At 46.0% G+C, this 18532-nt stretch carries 12 protein-coding genes and 1 rRNA gene; 9 read left to right on the top strand and 4 right to left on the bottom strand.

Translation table 11 applies throughout. From position 1 onward, the window contains the following. The first annotated feature begins 179 nt into the window (after window positions 1-179). Together BOCO_RS04920 and BOCO_RS04915 are read left to right on the top strand one after the other, a co-directional pair. Window positions 180-896 carry a LytR/AlgR family response regulator transcription factor gene (locus tag BOCO_RS04920; RefSeq protein ID WP_094722993.1) on the top strand — a complete coding sequence of 239 codons (717 nt, stop codon included), beginning with the start codon at window positions 180-182 and terminating at the stop codon, window positions 894-896. Next, the gene (locus BOCO_RS04915; RefSeq protein WP_094722992.1) at window positions 893-2242 is read left to right on the top strand and encodes a sensor histidine kinase; all 1350 of its coding nucleotides are present in this window, start codon (window positions 893-895) and stop codon (window positions 2240-2242) included. The genes BOCO_RS04920 and BOCO_RS04915 overlap by 4 nt, the downstream gene beginning before the upstream one ends. A 24-nt stretch (window positions 2243-2266) precedes the next feature. On the opposite strand, the gene BOCO_RS04910 is transcribed toward BOCO_RS04915, so the two are convergent. The 4 genes from BOCO_RS04910 to BOCO_RS04895 form a co-directional block, all read right to left on the bottom strand. Continuing rightward, a complete protein-coding gene (locus tag BOCO_RS04910) occupies window positions 2267-3301 on the bottom strand; it encodes a glycosyltransferase family 2 protein (RefSeq protein ID WP_094723111.1) in 1035 nt (344 codons plus the stop codon). A gap of 154 nt (window positions 3302-3455) precedes the next feature. Then, window positions 3456-4136, bottom strand: coding sequence for a hypothetical protein (locus BOCO_RS04905; RefSeq protein WP_211278688.1), 681 nt, complete (start codon window positions 4134-4136; stop codon window positions 3456-3458). Beyond that, the gene (locus BOCO_RS04900; RefSeq protein ID WP_094722991.1) at window positions 4129-6558 is read right to left on the bottom strand and encodes a glycoside hydrolase family 3 C-terminal domain-containing protein; all 2430 of its coding nucleotides are present in this window, start codon (window positions 6556-6558) and stop codon (window positions 4129-4131) included. The genes BOCO_RS04905 and BOCO_RS04900 overlap by 8 nt, the downstream gene beginning before the upstream one ends. 301 nt (window positions 6559-6859) lie before the next feature. Continuing rightward, window positions 6860-9844 carry a glycoside hydrolase family 3 N-terminal domain-containing protein gene (locus tag BOCO_RS04895; RefSeq protein WP_094722990.1) on the bottom strand — a complete coding sequence of 995 codons (2985 nt, stop codon included), beginning with the start codon at window positions 9842-9844 and terminating at the stop codon, window positions 6860-6862. A gap of 534 nt (window positions 9845-10378) precedes the next feature. Between BOCO_RS04895 and arfA the strand changes: the two genes are divergently transcribed. The 7 genes from arfA to BOCO_RS04860 all read left to right on the top strand — a co-directional run. Further along, on the top strand, window positions 10379-11935 hold the full coding sequence (gene arfA, locus BOCO_RS04890) for an arabinosylfuranosidase ArfA (RefSeq protein ID WP_244568753.1): 1557 nt from the start codon (window positions 10379-10381) through the stop codon (window positions 11933-11935). 110 nt (window positions 11936-12045) lie between these two features. Further along, window positions 12046-13440 carry an ABC transporter substrate-binding protein gene (locus BOCO_RS04885; protein ID WP_094722989.1) on the top strand — a complete coding sequence of 465 codons (1395 nt, stop codon included), beginning with the start codon at window positions 12046-12048 and terminating at the stop codon, window positions 13438-13440. Window positions 13441-13500: 60 nt separating this feature from the next. Beyond that, window positions 13501-14424 carry a carbohydrate ABC transporter permease gene (locus tag BOCO_RS04880; protein ID WP_094722988.1) on the top strand — a complete coding sequence of 308 codons (924 nt, stop codon included), beginning with the start codon at window positions 13501-13503 and terminating at the stop codon, window positions 14422-14424. 1 nt (window position 14425) lies between these two features. Further along, a complete protein-coding gene (locus BOCO_RS04875) occupies window positions 14426-15322 on the top strand; it encodes a carbohydrate ABC transporter permease (protein ID WP_094722987.1) in 897 nt (298 codons plus the stop codon). A gap of 78 nt (window positions 15323-15400) precedes the next feature. After that, window positions 15401-16450, top strand: a complete 1050-nt coding sequence (locus tag BOCO_RS04870; protein WP_094722986.1) for a LacI family DNA-binding transcriptional regulator — start codon at window positions 15401-15403, stop codon at window positions 16448-16450. A gap of 200 nt (window positions 16451-16650) precedes the next feature. After that, window positions 16651-17613 (top strand): alpha/beta fold hydrolase, encoded by a 963-nt coding sequence (locus BOCO_RS04865; RefSeq protein WP_158520416.1) that lies wholly within the window; start codon window positions 16651-16653, stop codon window positions 17611-17613. Window positions 17614-17955: 342 nt separating this feature from the next. Next, window positions 17956-18532: ribosomal RNA gene (locus tag BOCO_RS04860) — 16S ribosomal RNA — on the top strand; the annotation flags it as partial.

The raw sequence follows: 18532 nt of genomic DNA, 5'->3' as shown, positions 1-18532 counted from the left end.
TACTAGAAACCCACGAACGGGTCGTGTTCCCATGATTGTGCTGATAGATATGACTAGCTGTTTGTGGTATGTATGTGGGATAATAAAAAGACGTACAGTGCTTTGTAGTAAGTTCATCTGGCTACGAGCTAATAAAAAGATAAAACGTTAAAACAGGGTTAGAGGGGGATATAGATTCAATGCGCACAATTCGGGTTGCGGTCGTAGACGATGACCCCGTGAGCAGTCAGCGCATCACTGGTTACCTAGAGCGATATTCACACGAACAAGGTGAGAACTTCGAGTCGATGGTTTATACCAGTGGACAGGATTTCATTGACAGGTATTCACCTATGTATGACATCCTTTTGCTTGATATCCAAATGAAACCCGTAGATGGTATAGAAGTAGCACGTCAAGTAAGGCGCAAAGATCAGTCAGTGGTGATTGTTTTTATTACTTCTGCCCCACAATATGCCATCAGCGGTTATGAAGTAGGTGCACTTTCGTATCTTCTTAAGCCACTCCCCTGGTTCGCTTTTAGCCAAGAATTAAAGCGCAGTATCGCTCAGGTAAGAGGTCGCGTTGAAAAATCTATTATTGTTGGCGAAGCAGGAAAGTCTGCTCGTGTTGTGCTGAAAGACATTGTGTATGTGGAATCAGTGAGGCATACCAGTGTCATGCATACCCTTTCTGATGTTTTTACGCTGAACACTTCTTTGAAAGATATTCAAGGTCGGCTCGATGATCAGGGCTTTTTCCGTTCGAACTCTTGCTATTTAGTTAATATGGCTCATGTAGTAGGTGTTGAAGATCAAGAATCGATTATGTCTACTGGTGAGCGTCTACGGATAAGTAGGCCACGTAAGAAAGCTTTTCTTCAGGCGCTTGCTAGCTATATAGGCGGACAGAAATGAGTACCCAAATTCTGAATGCTTTACCAGATATTCCACGGCTTTATACCGCCATTAGTGAGTGGGGTGCCTGTGTTGTTTATCTTTTTGCCATTCGTCGTAGAGTTCCACTCGTACGGACAGGGGTATGCCTGCTTCTTGGATTAATTACCTTGATTGGTGTGCAATACTGGGCAGGCACACTTCCCTTGGCTTTTTGGATTTTTAGTATGTGCTTAGCTGTAGCTGTCATGTACGCATTGATAGTGCTCGCTTCGGGAGTTAGTATCTTAAGTAGCTTGTACCTCGTGGTTCGAGCATTCGTTTTGGCTGAACTTGTTGCCTCTCTTCACTGGCAGTTGGATTCTTTCTTACGACCTAAGAATGGTTCTACTTTCGCTCCTGCATCTATAGGTCTGCTGATGTTGATTTATGGGGCTAGCGGCTGCATAGCATGGCTTGCTGAGCGCAGGAATTTCGCTGACGTTCATTTGCCTCCTCCTCAACGCTCGGTATTCATTTCCCTAGTAATTGCTGTAGTTACTTTTGCTATGTCAAATTTAAGTTTTGTATCAACGAATACACCGTTCTCAGGTCGTTTAGGCGTTGAGGTTTTCTATATCCGGACGCTAGTTGATTTGTGTGGGTTTGCAGTGTTGTTTGCCCAGCAGGAGCAGTTACGTCAAAACCAGGCGAATGCAGAGTTAGCATCTATTGATGCACGCCTAGACAGCCAGCATCGGGAATACCTACGATCTAAAGAAAACTTGGATGCTATGGCCCGGATTTCTCATGATTTAAAACACCAAATTACAGCTTTACGTATGCAAGTCGATCCCGAACTGAAGTCACAGGATTTTGAACAGCTTGAGCAGTCTTTACAGCGGTATGGTTCTCAACAGCACACGGGCAATCCGGTTTTGGATGTGGTTCTTTCTACTAAAGAACGAATATGTGTTCAGGAGGGAATTACTATCAGTGTAGTTGCTGATGGTGGGCTTTTAGACGGTATGAGTCCTATGGATGTTTCTACTCTTTTTGGTAATGCCTTAGATAACGCTATTGAAGCCTTGAAACAGGTAGAAAGCAAAGAGAAACGTCTGGCCCGGTTAGCCTTATATGCCAGTGGTCAATTTACCCTTATTCGTTTGGAAAATTATTATATGAACTCCTTGGATTGGCGTTCTGACGGGGAACTCAAAACTACTAAGCGGGATGAGGGCTTACATGGTTACGGGGTTAAGTCTATCCGGCATATTGCTCATAAGTATGGTGGAGAAGTCTCGATTAGTGCACAAGATCACTGGTTCAGCCTCTGCGTTTTGCTTCCCATGAAAGAGGGCACACTGAGTTTGGTCAATTGTGAATAAAGGAGTCAGGGCAAGCTTGTTTTCCTAGTTAAAACCTACTGCTGCCCCTGCAAGGATATAACCGATACGTACTGCCAGCCTGCCTGGTCGCCCTGGTATGTTGATGAGCTTACCTAAAAGTGTGTGTTTCAGGTCACTGGCTATTTGTGGATGACTGCTTTCTATGCTGTCCCAGAGTTGTTCTTTTGCTTTATAATTTTCAGGTTTATTAGACAAAATGAGGAAAACTGAAGTTACTGTGCAGTTGATTGACAAATAGTGAACCATATATTGGTAGAGGCCATCTGGCACGCTAGCTCGAGCGGGGGTGGCATCTACCATCAGATGAGTTACGCGCAAGAGTTGATCAACTCTAGAAATCATGGCTGATGTTTCTACTGACTGCCCTGTGCGACCTGTGTAGTAGCGGTATAAGTTCAAATCCAAGTAAGTGAGTGTGCGCACGTAGGGTAAAGGCTGATAAGAATATAGAAAGTCTACATAAAAGGTGTGCTCTGGTAAATGCGTAGCAGCTCTGTGAAGTACATCAGTTCGAAAGATAAGCGCATGCATAATCATGTATTGGGTGATGCCAAAAGGCTTGAGCTGATTCCACCTTAACTGCTGGTTTGGGGTCATTACGCTACGGAAGTTAACTACGTGCTTGTGGGAGCGACCCTCTTTTTCGTATACATAATTAGTGACAACCATATCGACAGGTGAGGGGGACTGAGCTTGCTGTCGTAAAATTGGCAATAGTTGAGACAAGGCTGTCGAATCTACCCAGTCATCGGCGTCAACAACTTTGACGTATAAACCACGAGCCTGTTTCAAACCAGTATTAACTGCGCCGCCGTGCCCCTTATTGTGCTGATGAATGACACGTACTAGATCTGGTTGTTCTTGTGCCCAGCGGTTTGCTATGTATGCAGTGTCATCTTCTGAGCCGTCGTCAACCACAATAACTTCTATGTCTGTGGAACGAGAGGAAAGCAAGGAGCTTAAACAACGGTTTAAATAGGTGGCTATGTTGTATGCGGGAACAATGAAGGAAAGTATAGTTTCTGAAGATTTACCCATTGACGCAGATAAGACCGTGCTTGTGTCTCTACATGCTTTCTGAGTCATAAGGCCCTCTCTCGCTGGTGTGGATGTAGCAAAGCAACTACCGGACTACAGCAGTATACGCTTGTAATCCGGTAGCACCCAGCTAGGTAATAGAAAGAAGTCTGTGTTACTTTGCTACAGACTTGCTCTGATCTGCTTTTTCGTCAGGCACTTGTTTAAAGATTACCTTGAAGATGGGGTAGAAGACCCAGAAGGAAATGAGAGCGTTAACCATCATAGTTACAAAATCAGCAATTGTTGTACCTGTTGCGCCCCAATTCAGGGTGTTCTGGAAGAAGTTATATACAGGATCCTTATACCAGCCTTGCAAACCTGCTGCAAGGACGGTAATGACAATATACGCAACTACGTACCAGAAAGCCGCAACCCAAGCTGAGGAGTTAGACTTGAAGGTCACATTGCGTTGGAGGAAGAAGTTAATAACTTGAGCAATGAGTAGGGTGATTTCAACTGCTAGGAAGTAGGCTAGACCACCGCCACCGCCCTGATTCATGTTGCCCGCTGCATAGTCAAACAAATAATATGGTTTGCCCCCAGTTGTTCCCATCATCCAGAACTGGAAAGAGATACCTACTAAGGAAGTGCCATTGAAGACAGCCTTCAATACAGGCATGAGGATCAATTGCAAGATAGTCACGCCGTTGGAAAGGACAGTAAAGACAATGAACTGTGCAAGTTCAGGGTGACGAATAGTAAACCGCTGCCACCAGCGTACAACCGCATATCGAGAGTTGACGGTTTTGGCCTCGTTTGCTGTGGTGCTTGTTTCTTTGCTCTGTTTACTCATGATTGAGTTCCTTTCTGGTGCGGCGGTTTGCTGAAGCATTGCGGAAGAAACCAGTGATAAAGCCACCAATACCCTTCCATGCATGGCCATTAGGTATGCGGACAATAGCATCTACCATTTGTGAGCTGATCATGCCATTGGTCATCTTTGCCATGGCCCTAGGGGGCATGTTGAGCACAAAGAGTGTGTTGAGATCAGGGCTGCCAGTTTTGGCTTCCTGCTTGGCCTCGTGTTTGGTTAAGAAGGAAGCCACAAAACGAGCCAAACCAGATTTGGAGTCTTTCCAAGAGGAAATTGGGTCGTTATCACCAAAGACACTGATGGTTCCCTGTCGAACTACTGGATGTCCAAATAGGGCTGCCAGCTCATCTTCAGTTACTGCTTTGACTTGCGCAGTTAGATAATGTCCTAATGCAGGGTCAGCAGGTTTTGCTTCTATGCTGCCTTTAAGATCGAGCGGTGACTGCAACTCTATGGTTCTTGCATCTGAGCCCACCATGATGGTCCACTGACCAGATTCTGTTTGCCAGGAATTGCTGTTGGTGTCCCAGTGACGGAAGGTATACTGGTCGAACGTAATACGGACCTCTTGAGACTCATGGGCCTTCAATTGGATTTTCTTAAATCCTTTAAGCTCACGTGTAGGGCGCAATACCCCGCCTTTAGGAGCACTCACGTATAGCTGGGCTACTGTAGCTCCATCAACATTAGAATCATTAGTAACGGTGAAAGATGCGCAATGTTCATCAACCGACAGCTTTGAATAGGTGAAGTGAGAGTACGATAGGCCAAAGCCAAAGGGGAAACGTTCGGGCACATTGGCTGATATGTAATACCTGTATCCCACGAACGGACCTTCTTTGTAGACCGCATCGCGTTCTGTTTCTGGATACCAGTTTGACGATGGGCAGTCTTCATAGGCGATAGGCCAAGTTTCAGCCAGATGGCCAGAGGGGTTGGTCTTGCCTGTCAGCAGGGCCAAGCTGGCAGAGGCTGAGGCCTGTCCTGCCAAGCCAATGTATAGCAAGGCTTCGCAGTTTTCTATCCAATCTGTGCTGACAGGGGAGCCAGCCACTAAGATAATCACAATTGGTTTCCCTGTGGCCTTCAGTGCTGTTAACAAATCGATTTGCGCCTGAGGAAGGTTCATTTGAGAACGGTCCAAACCTTCAGATTCGCTGCTTTCATCTAAACCGAGGCAGGCAACGATGACTTCTGCGTTGTCTGCGGCTCGTACGGCTTCATCAATAAGTGACTGATCCTGTTCGCCGTTGCGTTTATATCCTTGAGCGTAAGCAACGACATCTAACTCGTTGCTTTGTCCTGATTGTAGAAGCTCAAGAAGGCTCTCATCTTTGGCGGCATTTACTTTGGATGATCCGGAGCCTTGGAATCGCGGAGTGTCAGCCATATCGCCTACGAGAGCAATTTTCGTACCTGGAGCCAGAGGAAGGCAGGTATTTTCATTCCGTAAGAGAACAGCAGATTCTTCAGCAATATGACGAGCTACAGCATGGTGCTTACGTATTTGTTCTTCACTGAGCAACCCCTCACGATCCATGTTAGGGTCGTAGGTGAGGCTGGCCAACTGTGCCACTTCCGCAGCTCTCGCATTCAGATCGTCCTCAGATAGTTCACCAGTACGGACGGCTGCCACTATCTGACGCATAGAGTCAAATCCTGCTTCTGGCATCTCTAGCGAAGAACCATTAGCTGCTGCAGCTACAGCACTGTTGGATCCGCCCCAATCTGAGACCACTAGGCCGTTAAAGCCCCATTCTTCGCGCAGAATATCTTTCAACAGATGCTTGTTTTCATTGGCGTAGGTCCCATTGACCATATTGTAAGAGGTCATGAGAGCCCATGGGTGGGCTTGGCGTATGGCGATTTCGAAAGCAGTTAGGTAGAGTTCGCGCATGGTTCGCTCGTCAACGATGGAGTTGGAGGCCTGCCTGCGGAGCTCTTGGCTGTTGAGAGCAAAGTGCTTGGGGGTAGCTGCTACACCTTGAGATTGGATGCCTTCAATGAGTCCAGCTGCCATGTGTCCGGCAACTTGTGGATCCTCAGAGTAATACTCAAAATTACGACCACACAAGGGATTTCGCTTGATGTTCATGCCAGGGCCTAACACCATATTGACGCCTAAGCTTTTGGCTTCTTCTCCTAAAGCTTGGCCCATTGTTTTAGCGAGTTCAGGGTCCCAAGAGTTAGCTACTGTACCAGCGGTAGGGAAGCAGGTAGCCGGCTTGGATTTGCCGATACCGAGATTGTCTCCCGAGCCCATTTGTCGACGTAGACCATGGGGTCCATCACTGAGTACAAAACTGTGGATACCGGCCCGCTTTACACCCCGAGAATCCCACATAGATTGTCCGGAAAGCAGGGAGGCCCGCTCCAGCACTGTCAAATCTTTGATATTCATATCCTTCGCTTCCCTTGTGCGGCCACCAATTGGTTGTCGTATAAGGTGGGAGCTCATTGGAACCCTCATCGCTTCCACAGGGTGGCCGTAGCTTGTACTTGCTGACGAACCGATCTGCACTATCGTCTTTACTCTATTATCTACGTCGTTTGCCTACTTCAATTGGTGCACTGCATAAACTGTCATTTCGTCTGCATAAATCGCACTCGCATACATATAGCACAGCGGGTGATGCCTATGAAAGACATCACCCGCTGTGTCGGAACTAGGAGGCTGTGAACCTACCTAGGCTCAGGTTTCCCTATTCCTGTTTGTCTTCAGGAAGAGATTCTTGGATGTTTTCACCTTCCTGGTTTTCATCGTCGGTTGAAAGTACCGACTCAGGATCAGCTGCAACCTGCTCCAACACTGCTTCATGAGCAGCTTTGCGCCTAGCATTAAATCGCTTCATGGCTACATATTCTAGGGCCAAGAAGATGAGTGCTAGTACTACTAGAGTTGCATATAGTGCTTTCTTCCAGGCAGGAACTTCCAGCTTAGGTTCGCCGTTGGCATATGGGTAGCTGTGCACTGCGGTGTACAGGATATTGTGACTTGCTTCGCGCATAGCTTTAACCGATGTGGCAGATGTATCTTTTACATGGTTTGTCACGTCAGTTGTTGCTAGCATCATGTCATTGCCATTGCGGATGAGCTGGTCAGCATTCTGGTATCCATAGACACCGAAGTAATCTGTGATTACCATGCCTCGGAAGCCCCATTCGCCACGCAGCACAGTCTTCATCAACGGAGCATAGTCAGCCACATATGTTGGGCCAGCATAATTCAACGCACTCATAGTTGCCTGTGCTTTACCGTCAGTAACTGCCATCTGGAAGGGCTTTAAGTAGATCTCACGCAGAGTCTGCTCATCTGCCCAAGTAGAAAGCATGTCGAGACGGTTTGTTTCCTGCTCATTCAATGCGAAGTGCTTCATGTATGAATACACGCCCTTGGACCTGGCTCCAGCAATTTCATTGGCGCCCATGGTACCGCTGATCAACGGATCTTCAGAGAAATATTCGAAGGTGCGGCCACCGAACGTATTTCGATGGATGTTGACAGCAGGTGCATACCAACCAGATATGTGCATATCATGGGCGATATCGCCAATCATCTTGCCATAACGGGTTGCTAGCTCCTTGTTCCAAGTGCAGGCCATTGAAGTAGAAGATGGGAAGCCAATAGATCCAATCTTGGTAAAGTTGTTGTTCAGAGCAGCAGGGCCGTCAGCGTCGGCTAACTCAATTTTCCCAACAGACTTTATAGCTTGGTTGCTATAGCCGCCCATAGCAATGAGGCTGTCCATTTCCTTGACAGTGAGCTCATCAAGGAGCTTGTTCCAAAGCGGATCATCATATGGCTTGTCGCGTAACTGGTACAGCTTAACATCATTCTTGGCGCCAGTTGTTGGCATCTGGTCGCTAGCTTTGTTGTGCTTCTTGACATCATAGTTCGCGTTATTAGTGAACTTAGCCTTTGATTCCGCGGACATATCGAAGTCAGTGGGAGCAGCTGTGGCTACGGCGTAGTTGGCAAAATGGTTAGCTCGGGAAAGATAAGTTACTGTGCCATGCAAATCGTCTAACTGGTTAGTAGCAGCGGTCTTGTCTACCGAACGTGGGTTAGATTTGTCATAGGTGATGGTGTGATCAATGCTTATGTTTTTGTTTTCAATCACATGATGGGAATTAGAACGAAGGGAGATGCCATAATCGCCCTGTTCTAGGACATATGATTTGGCATTCTTGTAATCATAAGATGCCATATCTTCGTCCTTAAAGGAAACAGCGATTTTCTGACTCTCACCAGGCTTTAATTCCTTAGTCTTATCGAATGCAATGAGGTTGGCGCTTGCTTTTTCAATGCCACCGTTGGTGTATGGAGGATTGTAATAGACCTCGACTGCGTCCTTGCCGGCTTTAGATCCGGTGTTGGTCACGGTCACATCGAAGGAAACTTTGCCTTTGGCATGTTTAATGTCGCCCATCTTTTGACTAAAGGTGGTGTAAGACAGACCGTATCCGAATGGGTAGCGCACCACATCGTCATAGTTAATGAATCCTTCGTCTGCAGCTGTCTCGTAGTAGCGGTAACCAACGTAGATACTCTCAGCATAGTTCACAAAGGTGGGGGTATTTATTGTGGTCTTACCTGTAAAACCAGTTACCTTGGCCTTGTGTTCATTCATGTTCTTGTATGTGAAGGAACCGAAGTTGTTGTATGAAGGAGTCTTGGTTAAATCTCGTACAAAGGTGTCAGAGCTACGCCCGGATGGGTTTGTAGAACCTTTGAGGACTTCGCCTAGAGCAGCAAATCCAGCCTGCCCTGGTGGTGGGCACCACACAACTGACTGAATGTTTGGGTACTGGTTAATAAAGTTGAGATCGAATGTGTTGGCACCATTGTAAACCAGAATAATCTTATTGAAATTATTGGAAACAGTGGCGATCATGTCTGACTCAGGCTTGGAAAGCTGGAGGAAACTTTGTCCGTCCTTGAAGTCGCCGGCCTTGTCGTTGTCATGATAGGTGATGCCTTTAGCTTTCATGTTGAGGGGCAGATCAGCACCTTCACCACCTACTCGGCCAATCACAACTACAGCAGTGTCGGAGTAGTTCTTAGCCTGATCAATTACCTTGTCAGTGTACTTGTTCGCAGCAGGCTCAGGAAGTGTCCAATCCTGGCTGAACATTCCCACTTCTGGTCGATCTTTACGGTAATCAGTGTAGAACTTAGTGAGCTGTTCGTTGGTTTTAATTCCTGCATCATGAAGGCCGTCCATCAGGCTTTCAGTAGGATTGTCTTTCGACATAGAGCCTGAGCCTGTACCCCCATACACGGGGTTAGTTGAAGCCCAACCGAACACGTTAACCTTGCTGGTCTGCAAGGGGAGTGTGCTGTTGCGATTTTCCAACAGAATTACAGATTCACGGCTTATGTCTTTAGCCAAATTGCGAGCTGCTGCTGCAGTTGCTGACTGTACCTGATACTTAGTAGTTGACTTGGTAATCAAGTTCGACAGTGGTCCCAGAAGCATCATGGTTACCGCTACGACTACGGCAACAAATGCTACCAGCCAGGACTGCGAGTGAATGAGTTTTCGATTGGCTACGGACTTGACCGTGCGCTTGTTTATAAGAATGGTAATGAGAATTGCTAGAACTGCAAAGACACCAATAACCACAAGTTCGGGTATCAATGACTTCAGGACTGCGACCACATCACTCATATTGATATCGAGCATGTTCGCTATGTGCTTTCTTCCTTGCGCTAAAGCTACAATTGTGCACTCCGCAGTTGGAATGCAATACTGAGGTGACAGATATACTCGCCGTTCACCTCATGAGGCGTAACGGCCTTTAGCGGCACCGACACGCCTTTATGTCACTTCTTATTTCATCGTATCCTCAGATTTGACATGCCACAGAATTCGTAACCTGTTCGTTTGATTGCTTAATTTGTCATTTCAGTACTACGCGTTTACTCAACGGCTAGAGGCTCTTTTCCTGTCTTGAATCACTGTTTTCTCAACGACGAGCTATCTCTCAGAGTGTGGAAGGTAAGAAAGCATGCATGTGGTTTTATGCTGTTGTGGATCTCTTGCATTTGTGCATACAAGATATCTACGTTATGACAGTTTGTGCTACCGTTCACTGATGTTGTATATTAGACGTAGTACAAGGTTGTACTAAAACACCAATAGTTCTCGCTAATGAGCTTTTTACATTAGGACAACGTTGTATTAACTTCAATCACTCTTTTACTGCGGAAGGACGTCATGACAACTCAGCAATGCGAGTCTATGCACGAGGGAACGTTAGTTATAGATTCCGATTTTCAGTTGGCTCAAGTCAGTGACCGATTATTTGGCGCATTTGTGGAACACCTGGGTCGGTGTGTCTATACCGGTATTTATGAGCCCGAACATCAGCTAGCTGATGAGGATGGCTTCAGGACTGATGTTATGGACATGGTTCGAGAACTGGGTGTGACCACCATTCGGTATCCGGGAGGAAATTTTGTTTCAGGGTATCGATGGAAAGACGGTGTTGGTCCTCGTCAGAACCGCCCCTGTAGATTAGATTTAGCATGGCACTCTACTGAAACAAATCAATTTGGATTGCACGAGATGGCTCGTTGGGTAGACAGGCTGGGTGGCAATGAACTGATGGAAGCAGTCAACTTAGGAACGCAGGGTGTTCAGGAAGCCCTGGATCTTTTAGAATATTGCAATATTCCTTCGGGTACCGCACTATCAGACTGGCGTCGGCAAAATGGGGCCGAAGATCCTTTTGGAATCCGTATGTGGTGTTTGGGTAATGAAATGGATGGACCCTGGCAATTGGGTCATCGAAACGCTGAGGATTATGCCCGTACTGTAAGCATGACTGCGGCTGCTATGCGCCGGTTGGACCCAGACATAGAGTTAGTGGCTTGTGGTTCTTCCAGTCATGGCATGCCCACTTTTGGTAATTGGGAACGCAGCGTTCTGAGGGCAACTTATGAACAAGTGGACTATCTTTCTAGCCATGCCTATTATCATCCGATTGATGGGGATATGGCTTCCTTCCTCGCCTCTGGCGTGGACATGGGTGCTTTCATAGATGATGTGAGTGCGATTATTGATGCAACACAGGCTGAATTAAAGAGTGATCATCAAATAGGTATCTCGTTTGATGAATGGAACGTTTGGTATCAAGATAGTGAGGCATCTCAGAATCCTGAAGGCATACGTAACTGGCCGGTAGCGCCTCGTCTTTTGGAGGACATTTATAACTTGGCTGATGCCGTTGTGTTTGGTGACTTACTCATTACCCTCATCCAGCATGCAGATCGAGTACGCTCTGCATCTTTAGCTCAGCTGGTCAACGTAATCGCTCCGATTATGACTGAGCCAGGTGGTCCAGTCTGGCGGCAAACTACATTTTATCCATTTTCGGTAACTGCTCGCTTAGCTAAAGGCGGTACGGTCCTACAAACGCATCAAGAGTGTAATTCATATGAAACAGCACTGTATGGTCAGGTTTCAGAGCTTAACTCTGTAACAGTGAGTCGCTTAGACGGATCCTTGGTAGTTTTTGTAGTTAATCGTTCACAAACTTCATCGTACAATTTTTCAATCCGACTCCCTGGTGGGTTCACTTGTTCACAGGTTCAAGTCAGTACTTTACATGATGACAACATCTACGCGCAGAATACGTTGAATGACCAATCGAGAATCCAGTTATACGTCAATAACAATGTCCAGATTTGTGATGGGGGTTCTGCCGTCAGTGTCCAATTGCCTCCAGTTTCCTGGACAGTTATTCACATGTCGCCAGCAGCATCAATCTAAGCATTACTCACTTAGATTGAATTCGCACAAAGGAGGTGTTTTTAGAAATAGCGAATGAGCGGTAATGGCCGTTCCCGGGTTGTATAACTAAAATAGAAAGGTGTATACCAATGAAGAAGTCAATGAGGATTGCTTCAACTTGTATTGCATGTCTATCTATACTTTTAGTGAGCGCCTGTGGTGGTGCTGACTCAGGTAGCAAAGAAGCTAATGAAGCACCTATTCACAGTGATGCCAAGGCAAACAATAATGCAAAGTGTCAGAATACGATCAAAAAACAAGGTGTGGAAAAAGTCACCGTTTGGGCCTGGTATCCGGCTATGGAAAAAATGGTAGATACGTTTAACGACCGACACGATGATGTGCAAGTTTGTTGGACAAGAGCAGGTTCAGGACAGACGCAGTATCAGAAAATAGCAACTGCAGTAAAGGCTAAATCTGGCCTTGCTGATGTCGTTCAAGTTGAATACGACGTTATCAGTCAGTATGTTTCTGGTGTTGAAAAGCACATTGTCAATCTGAACCAGTTTGGAGCAGATAGGTTATCTAACAAGTTCACTAAAGGTGTTTGGAATTCTGTCAGTTTGGGTGGCGGTAAATCGGTATATGCCATTCCAGTTGATCAAGGGCCATATATCATGATGTACCGCAAAGATATTTTTGATAAGTATGGCGTCAAAGTTCCGACAACTTGGCAAGAATATGAACAAGCAGGTAAGGAGCTGCGGCAGAAAGGTTTTCAAGGACATATTGGAAACTACGAGCCAAGCGGAAACGGTTCCAATGTAACGCTTATAGCCCAAAATAAGGGCAAAGTATATGAGTATTCTGCAGCACAGCCTGACAAGGTGGGCGTGAATTTCACTTCTCAAGAATCAAAAGCAGTCATGGAATACTGGCAACGTCTAGCAAAAGAAGGAACAGTTACAACAGACGATGCTTATACCGCTGAATGGTACAAGAAAATCGTTGATGGTTCTTGGGCTACAGCAGTATGTGCTTCTTGGTTAGTGGGAAGTCTACGAGGTATTAGTGGTGCTGATACGAGTGCAAACTGGAAAGTAGCACCAGCGCCAACTTGGGATTCTTCGACACCTAGCGTGAACTTTGGTGGTTCTTCGTTAGCAGTGACTGATCAAGCAAAAGACACTAAGATGGCAGCAAAGGTTGCTATGGAGTTTTTTGACAACCCCGATATCCAACAGATAGCTGTAACAGAAAGTGGTCTTTTCCCCACATGGACTGCAATCTTGCATTCAGATGCATTCAAGAATATGACTGACCCATTCTACGGTGATCAGAAAATAAATAATGTGATTGCTCCTGTAGCAATGGCTTATAAAGGATACGATTTCTTGCCCTTCCAGCCTTATGCATACGATGAACAAACCAAAGTGTTCACCGACATTGTCCGCAATGGTGCAGATGTTTCAGGATCTTTGCAGTCACTGAATACAACACTGTCGAATTATGCAACCCAACAGGGTTTCACTGTTAAGCAGTAGCACATGTTTCGGGCCGGGGGCAAGGTTTGTGCCTCCGGCCAATTTGAGGGAGGCTCTGTAATGCCATCGGTTAATGTACATCATATTGCGATGCGTAGTCGCACAGTTTCAAGAAAAGAAAATGCTTGGGGCTGGTTTTTTACTGCTCCGTTTGCGGTTATTTTCCTTCTTTTCTTAGTTGTACCCTTGACGTACGCGTTTTACGTATCTTTATTTTCATACACACAACTGAGAGGAACGGTTTTTTCTGGTTTGAGTAACTATTCGCGTGCTTTTACTGATCCCATTTTCATTCGAGGTATGGGCAGAGTAATAGTGTATGCGGTAGTTATGGTCCCAGTGCAGCTGATATTGGCTCTCGTTTTAGCGCTTGTGATTGACTCTATTAAAAACCGTTTCTCTTCATTCTCACGACTAGCTTTCTTTCTGCCATATGCAATTCCTGTTGTTATAGGTGCCCTCATGTGGGGATTTCTGTACTCTCAGCAAATGGGGCCTTTTACCTCTATTTTCGGTATTTTTGGCATGAAAGCCCCCGCTTTTCTGAGTCCAGATGGAATCTTTGGTTCGTTGGTTAATGTTGTCACTTGGCAGTGGACTGGCTACTACATGGTGATTCTATATTCTGCCCTGCAATCTGTTCCCCAAGAAATCTACGAATCAGCTAGGCTAGACGGTGCTTCAGAGCTGCAAATAGCCTTGAAAATTAAAACTCCTATCATTGCAAGCTCCCTGGTTATGGTCACAGTATTCTCTCTGATCGGAACCTTGCAGTTTTATACGGAGCCAATGATACTTCGTAATAATGTTCCCTCAGTTATTGCACCGGAATATACGCCGAATATGTATGCTCAAGCATTGGCTTTTAATTACAACCAATTAAACTATTCTGCAACTATTTCATTCGCATTGGGACTTTTGGTTGTACTTTTCAGCGTTGTGTTCATGCGATTGACCCGGCATCAGTCAGGATTGGAGGATTAATATGAATGAACAAACTGTGAACCGCAGAGCTGATGCTGGTCATCAAATACGTAGTACTCATAAGCTAGCATCTCTACTCTTGTTTATCTGCTGTGTGTACTTTCTCTTTCCTGTGTGGTGGCTTCTTGTAGCTGCTACAAAAACCAATGCAGGCTTGTTTGCAGGTGCTCATGGTCCTATCTGGTTCGACAACAATTTTGCACTGTGGAGCAATATCAAACAATTAACAACATACGAAGGTGGTATTTATTGGCGCTGGCTTCTAAATTCCTTTTTGTATGCAATAGGGGGGGGCATCGGCGCCACAACCATCTCAGTGATGGCAGGTTATGGTTTTGCTAAGTTCAGGTTTCATGGAAGGAAACTGTATTTCAATACAGTATTGGGTGCCTTAATGATTCCAACAACAGCTTTGGTTATTCCTACCTTCATTTTGATGTCACAGTTCGGAATCACAGATACTATTTGGGCAGTGCTCCTGCCTTCCCTGCTGTCGCCATTTGGTACCTACCTTATGCGTATCTATTGCATGGGTTCATTACCTGATGAGATGATGGAGGCTGCACGCGTCGATGGTGCTGGTGAGTTGAGAACTTTCGTTCAGGTCTCGCTACCAATTATGACTCCAGCTATTACCACTGTTTTTCTGCTTTCCGTCGTTGGCTGTTGGAATAACTTTTTCTTACCGTCAGTTGTGCTGTCTGACACGAAACTTTTCCCAATAACTGTTGGACTGACCCAGTGGCAGGTAAAATCAAATGCGGGTGCAGGTTCTGAGCAAGTTTGGAATCTTATCACTTCCGGCGCTTTGCTGTCGGTTATTCCACTGGTTCTGGCTTTCCTCTTCTTGCAACGATATTGGGTTGGAGGTTTGACCGCTGGTTCAGTAAAAGCCTGAGTTTTGTTCTGCCGATCTGCTTCACAGGTCGGCAGAACTGTACGTTGACTGAATTCACAGTCTGGGAGGAGATGATGCATGCAAAAACGAGCAACAATAAAGGATGTAGCCCGCGAAGCACAAGTATCTATTAAGACTGTTTCTAATGTCATTAATAATTCTGGAAGTATGAGACCTCAGACTCGTATGAGAGTTGAAAAAGCTATTGAAGATCTGGGTTACTCGATAAATATGTCAGCGAGAATGCTAAAAACGGGCGAATCGCGTTTACTAGGAGTGGCAACATTCGATTTTACTCAACCCTTTCCCGCAGCGTTTGTTAATGCAGTAGTAAAGGCAGCGCGTCCACGGCAATATGGGGTTGTTATCGATACATATGATTCGAATGGTGACGGCCTGAGCACAATTCTTAAAGAGATTCCACAGCTAGGTGCTGATGGGTGGATTTTTTTGGTAGATCGCCCAGTTCATCCTAAGAATCTCCTGAATCAGAATTATCCCATAGTTTTAGCAGGAGATTATCTTTCATATGGAATGGCTGATAACGTAATGATGCCTAATGTAGCAGCAGTGAAAAGCGTAGTTGGTAGATTACTTGATGAGGGTCTCAATCGTATCGGGCTTATAGGAGCTCCCGATGGGGTAGATCGACAGTTGCTTTTTAAAGCAAAAGAAGGTGGTCGCCCTATGAGAACCCGTGGATATGTAGAGGCCTTCGATGAACGTGGTAAACGTATTGACTGGCGAATTGTGGTTTCTGGTAGTAAGTGGATTAGTAGTGATGGAGAACGTGCGGTCAGTTCTATGCTTGCAAATGCACACGTGCCAGAGGCAATCATCTGTCTCAACGATGCTCTTGCTTTTGGCGCCATGCATGAATGTCAAAGGCGTGGATTGAAAATACCGGAAGATGTGCAAATTATAGGGTTTGATAATGTTGATGAAGGACGTTATACAAATCCTGCATTGACAACAATCGATCCTGGCACAACCGACTTCGCTCAGCGAGCCGTTGATATGCTTATTGAGCGTATTGAAGGATACAATGGTCCGGTTCGTTCACAGGTTACAGATTTTCAATTGATCGAGCGTGCCTCCACTTGGCTCGAACCTCAACATGTGTCTTGAGCTATCAAAAGTACATGCCTTGAGGTAATTCCTTCACCCTGTGGGTAATAGAAGACTATCTGATAACTGTTTTTTGTTTGAGCAGGCCGGGTCCTAACTGAATGAAGGTCTGTTATACATAGTTGTTTTACTGGCCGCACATGCTCCTCTACCATTTTCCTGTGATAGGTTGGTGCTATCGGTTCGTTGGGGAGGCAGCTATGAAGAACAGCCGGTCTTGTGCTCAGCTTGATCGTGAGGCTGGGCATCGTTTGCCGGTTTCGCATTCCAGGATGTACAGCACTTTCATCAATGGAACCCGTCTGGCTTATTCCATGAATCCGGCTCCGTCTGGGGCTCCTATTCTTGTGTACCTGCACGGAGGTCCTGGCGGTGCTTGCATCCCTTTGACTCAACGCTATAATGCTGCCCTAGAACGACATTTTCGCTTTATTAATATAGACCAGCGTGGTTGCGGTCTATCCTATTATCCTTTTCCTCCTCAGGAGTCGATCACCATTGAACTGATGCTCGCCGATATGGTAGCTTTTGTTCGTCGCTTACGAAGGGTTTATCCGCAAGCTCCTATCACGCTCTTGGGCCATTCTTGGGGAAGTGTACTGGGCTTAGAATTTGCAAAACGATATCCTGAACTTATAAAACGCTTCATAGGAGTTGGACAGGTGGTCGATATGTCTGCCAGCCACCAAGCACGCTTGCATCCTGTTTTGGAAGTTTTTCCCAGCTGGTTACGTCAATCTTTTGGTTCAGAAAGTGCACTCGCTGATGGTTTACTTCGAGTAGAAGAACTGAAGGCCCTTGGACTCATACGTAGTCTGATGCAGGAGATCAATCGTAGTGTCACATATCTAAGCTCTCCCTACTACCGTTGGCGGGGTATAAAAGGGCTGTTGATAGGCGCAAACCAATCGCACGCAAGGCTAGATAAAGAGTTAGACCAGGTAGATTTTTCGAATATTCACTCGTTTGAAGTACCTGTTGCCTTCTTGGAAGGACGATATGACCGCCATTTACCGCCTGAGCTAGTAGAGCACTATGCTTCGCAGCTAAAGAGCGAGCATAAGTTTGTGTGGTTTGAGCATTCGGCTCATTGTCCACAGTGGGAAGAACCAACTCGCTTTGTTGCAGTTGTTGAAGAGTTGTGTCATGAAGACTTCAATTAGACACGCCGTAAACACTTGATATTCCAGGGAGTATGCACTGTTATTGGATGCCGATTTGCATCTTAAGACAAATAGGAGTAAGTTTATCTTTTGCTGCCGCTCAGCAGTTAGGAATCTCAAGAGTTTCTTACTGGTGGGTGTGCGTGGTGGTTTGAGAACTCAATAGTGTGTTTGTACTGCTTATTTTATTTTTTGATTGTCAGTCTGATGCCTGCCCATGTTTGTGGGTGCCTGAGAGGGTTTAATTGGTGTCGGGTTTTTTGTTTTGTGGGGCCAATCGTTTTGATTGGTTCTGTCAGTTTTATTTTTTGAGAGTCATGTTTTGACTGTTCACAATAGTTTTTTGTGGAGGGTTTGATTCTGGCTCAGGATGAACGCTGGCGGCGTGCTTAACACATGCAAGTCGAACGGGATCCATCAAGCTTGCTTGGTGGTGAGAGTGGCGAACGGGTGAGTAATGCGTGACTAACCTGCCTTGTACTTTGGAATAGCTCCTGGAAACGGGTGGTAATGCCGAATGTTCCACATGATCGCATGATGGTGTGGGAAAGGGTTTACTGGTATGAGATGGGGTCGCGTCCTATCAGCTTGTTGGTGGGGTGATGGCCTACCAAGGCTTCGACGGGTAGCCGGCCTGAGAGGGTGACCGGCCACATTGGGACTGAGATACGGCCCAGACTCCTACGGGAGGCAGCAGTGGGGAATATTGCACAATGGGCGAAAGCCTGATGCAGCGACGCCGCGTGCGGGATGACGGCCTTCGGGTTGTAAACCGCTTTTAGCAAGGAGCAAGCGAGAGTGAGTGTACTTGTTGAATAAGCGCCGGCTAACTACGTGCCAGCAGCCGCGGTAATACGTAGGGCGCAAGCGTTATCCGGAATTATTGGGCGTAAAGAGCTCGTAGGCGGTTTGTCGCGTC

It is taken from the genome of Bombiscardovia coagulans (genome assembly GCF_002259585.1).
Lineage (GTDB): Bacteria > Actinomycetota > Actinomycetes > Actinomycetales > Bifidobacteriaceae > Bombiscardovia > Bombiscardovia coagulans.
The sequence above is the reverse complement of the archived record's forward strand: the minus strand, read 5'-3'. Positions and strand labels throughout refer to the sequence as shown.

What these genes read in the sequence shown, in the direction of transcription:
- BOCO_RS04920 (WP_094722993.1), top strand. Translation starts at nt 180, where the DNA reads ATGCGCACAATTCGGGTTGCGGTCGTAGACGATGACCCCGTGAGCAGT.
- BOCO_RS04915 (WP_094722992.1), top strand. Translation starts at nt 893, where the DNA reads ATGAGTACCCAAATTCTGAATGCTTTACCAGATATTCCACGGCTTTAT.
- BOCO_RS04910 (WP_094723111.1), bottom strand. Translation starts at nt 3,301, where the DNA reads ATGGGTAAATCTTCAGAAACTATACTTTCCTTCATTGTTCCCGCATAC.
- BOCO_RS04905 (WP_211278688.1), bottom strand. Translation starts at nt 4,136, where the DNA reads ATGAGTAAACAGAGCAAAGAAACAAGCACCACAGCAAACGAGGCCAAA.
- BOCO_RS04900 (WP_094722991.1), bottom strand. Translation starts at nt 6,558, where the DNA reads ATGAATATCAAAGATTTGACAGTGCTGGAGCGGGCCTCCCTGCTTTCC.
- BOCO_RS04895 (WP_094722990.1), bottom strand. Translation starts at nt 9,844, where the DNA reads ATGCTCGATATCAATATGAGTGATGTGGTCGCAGTCCTGAAGTCATTG.
- arfA (WP_244568753.1), top strand. Translation starts at nt 10,379, where the DNA reads ATGACAACTCAGCAATGCGAGTCTATGCACGAGGGAACGTTAGTTATA.
- BOCO_RS04885 (WP_094722989.1), top strand. Translation starts at nt 12,046, where the DNA reads ATGAAGAAGTCAATGAGGATTGCTTCAACTTGTATTGCATGTCTATCT.
- BOCO_RS04880 (WP_094722988.1), top strand. Translation starts at nt 13,501, where the DNA reads ATGCCATCGGTTAATGTACATCATATTGCGATGCGTAGTCGCACAGTT.
- BOCO_RS04875 (WP_094722987.1), top strand. Translation starts at nt 14,426, where the DNA reads ATGAATGAACAAACTGTGAACCGCAGAGCTGATGCTGGTCATCAAATA.
- BOCO_RS04870 (WP_094722986.1), top strand. Translation starts at nt 15,401, where the DNA reads ATGCAAAAACGAGCAACAATAAAGGATGTAGCCCGCGAAGCACAAGTA.
- BOCO_RS04865 (WP_158520416.1), top strand. Translation starts at nt 16,651, where the DNA reads ATGAAGAACAGCCGGTCTTGTGCTCAGCTTGATCGTGAGGCTGGGCAT.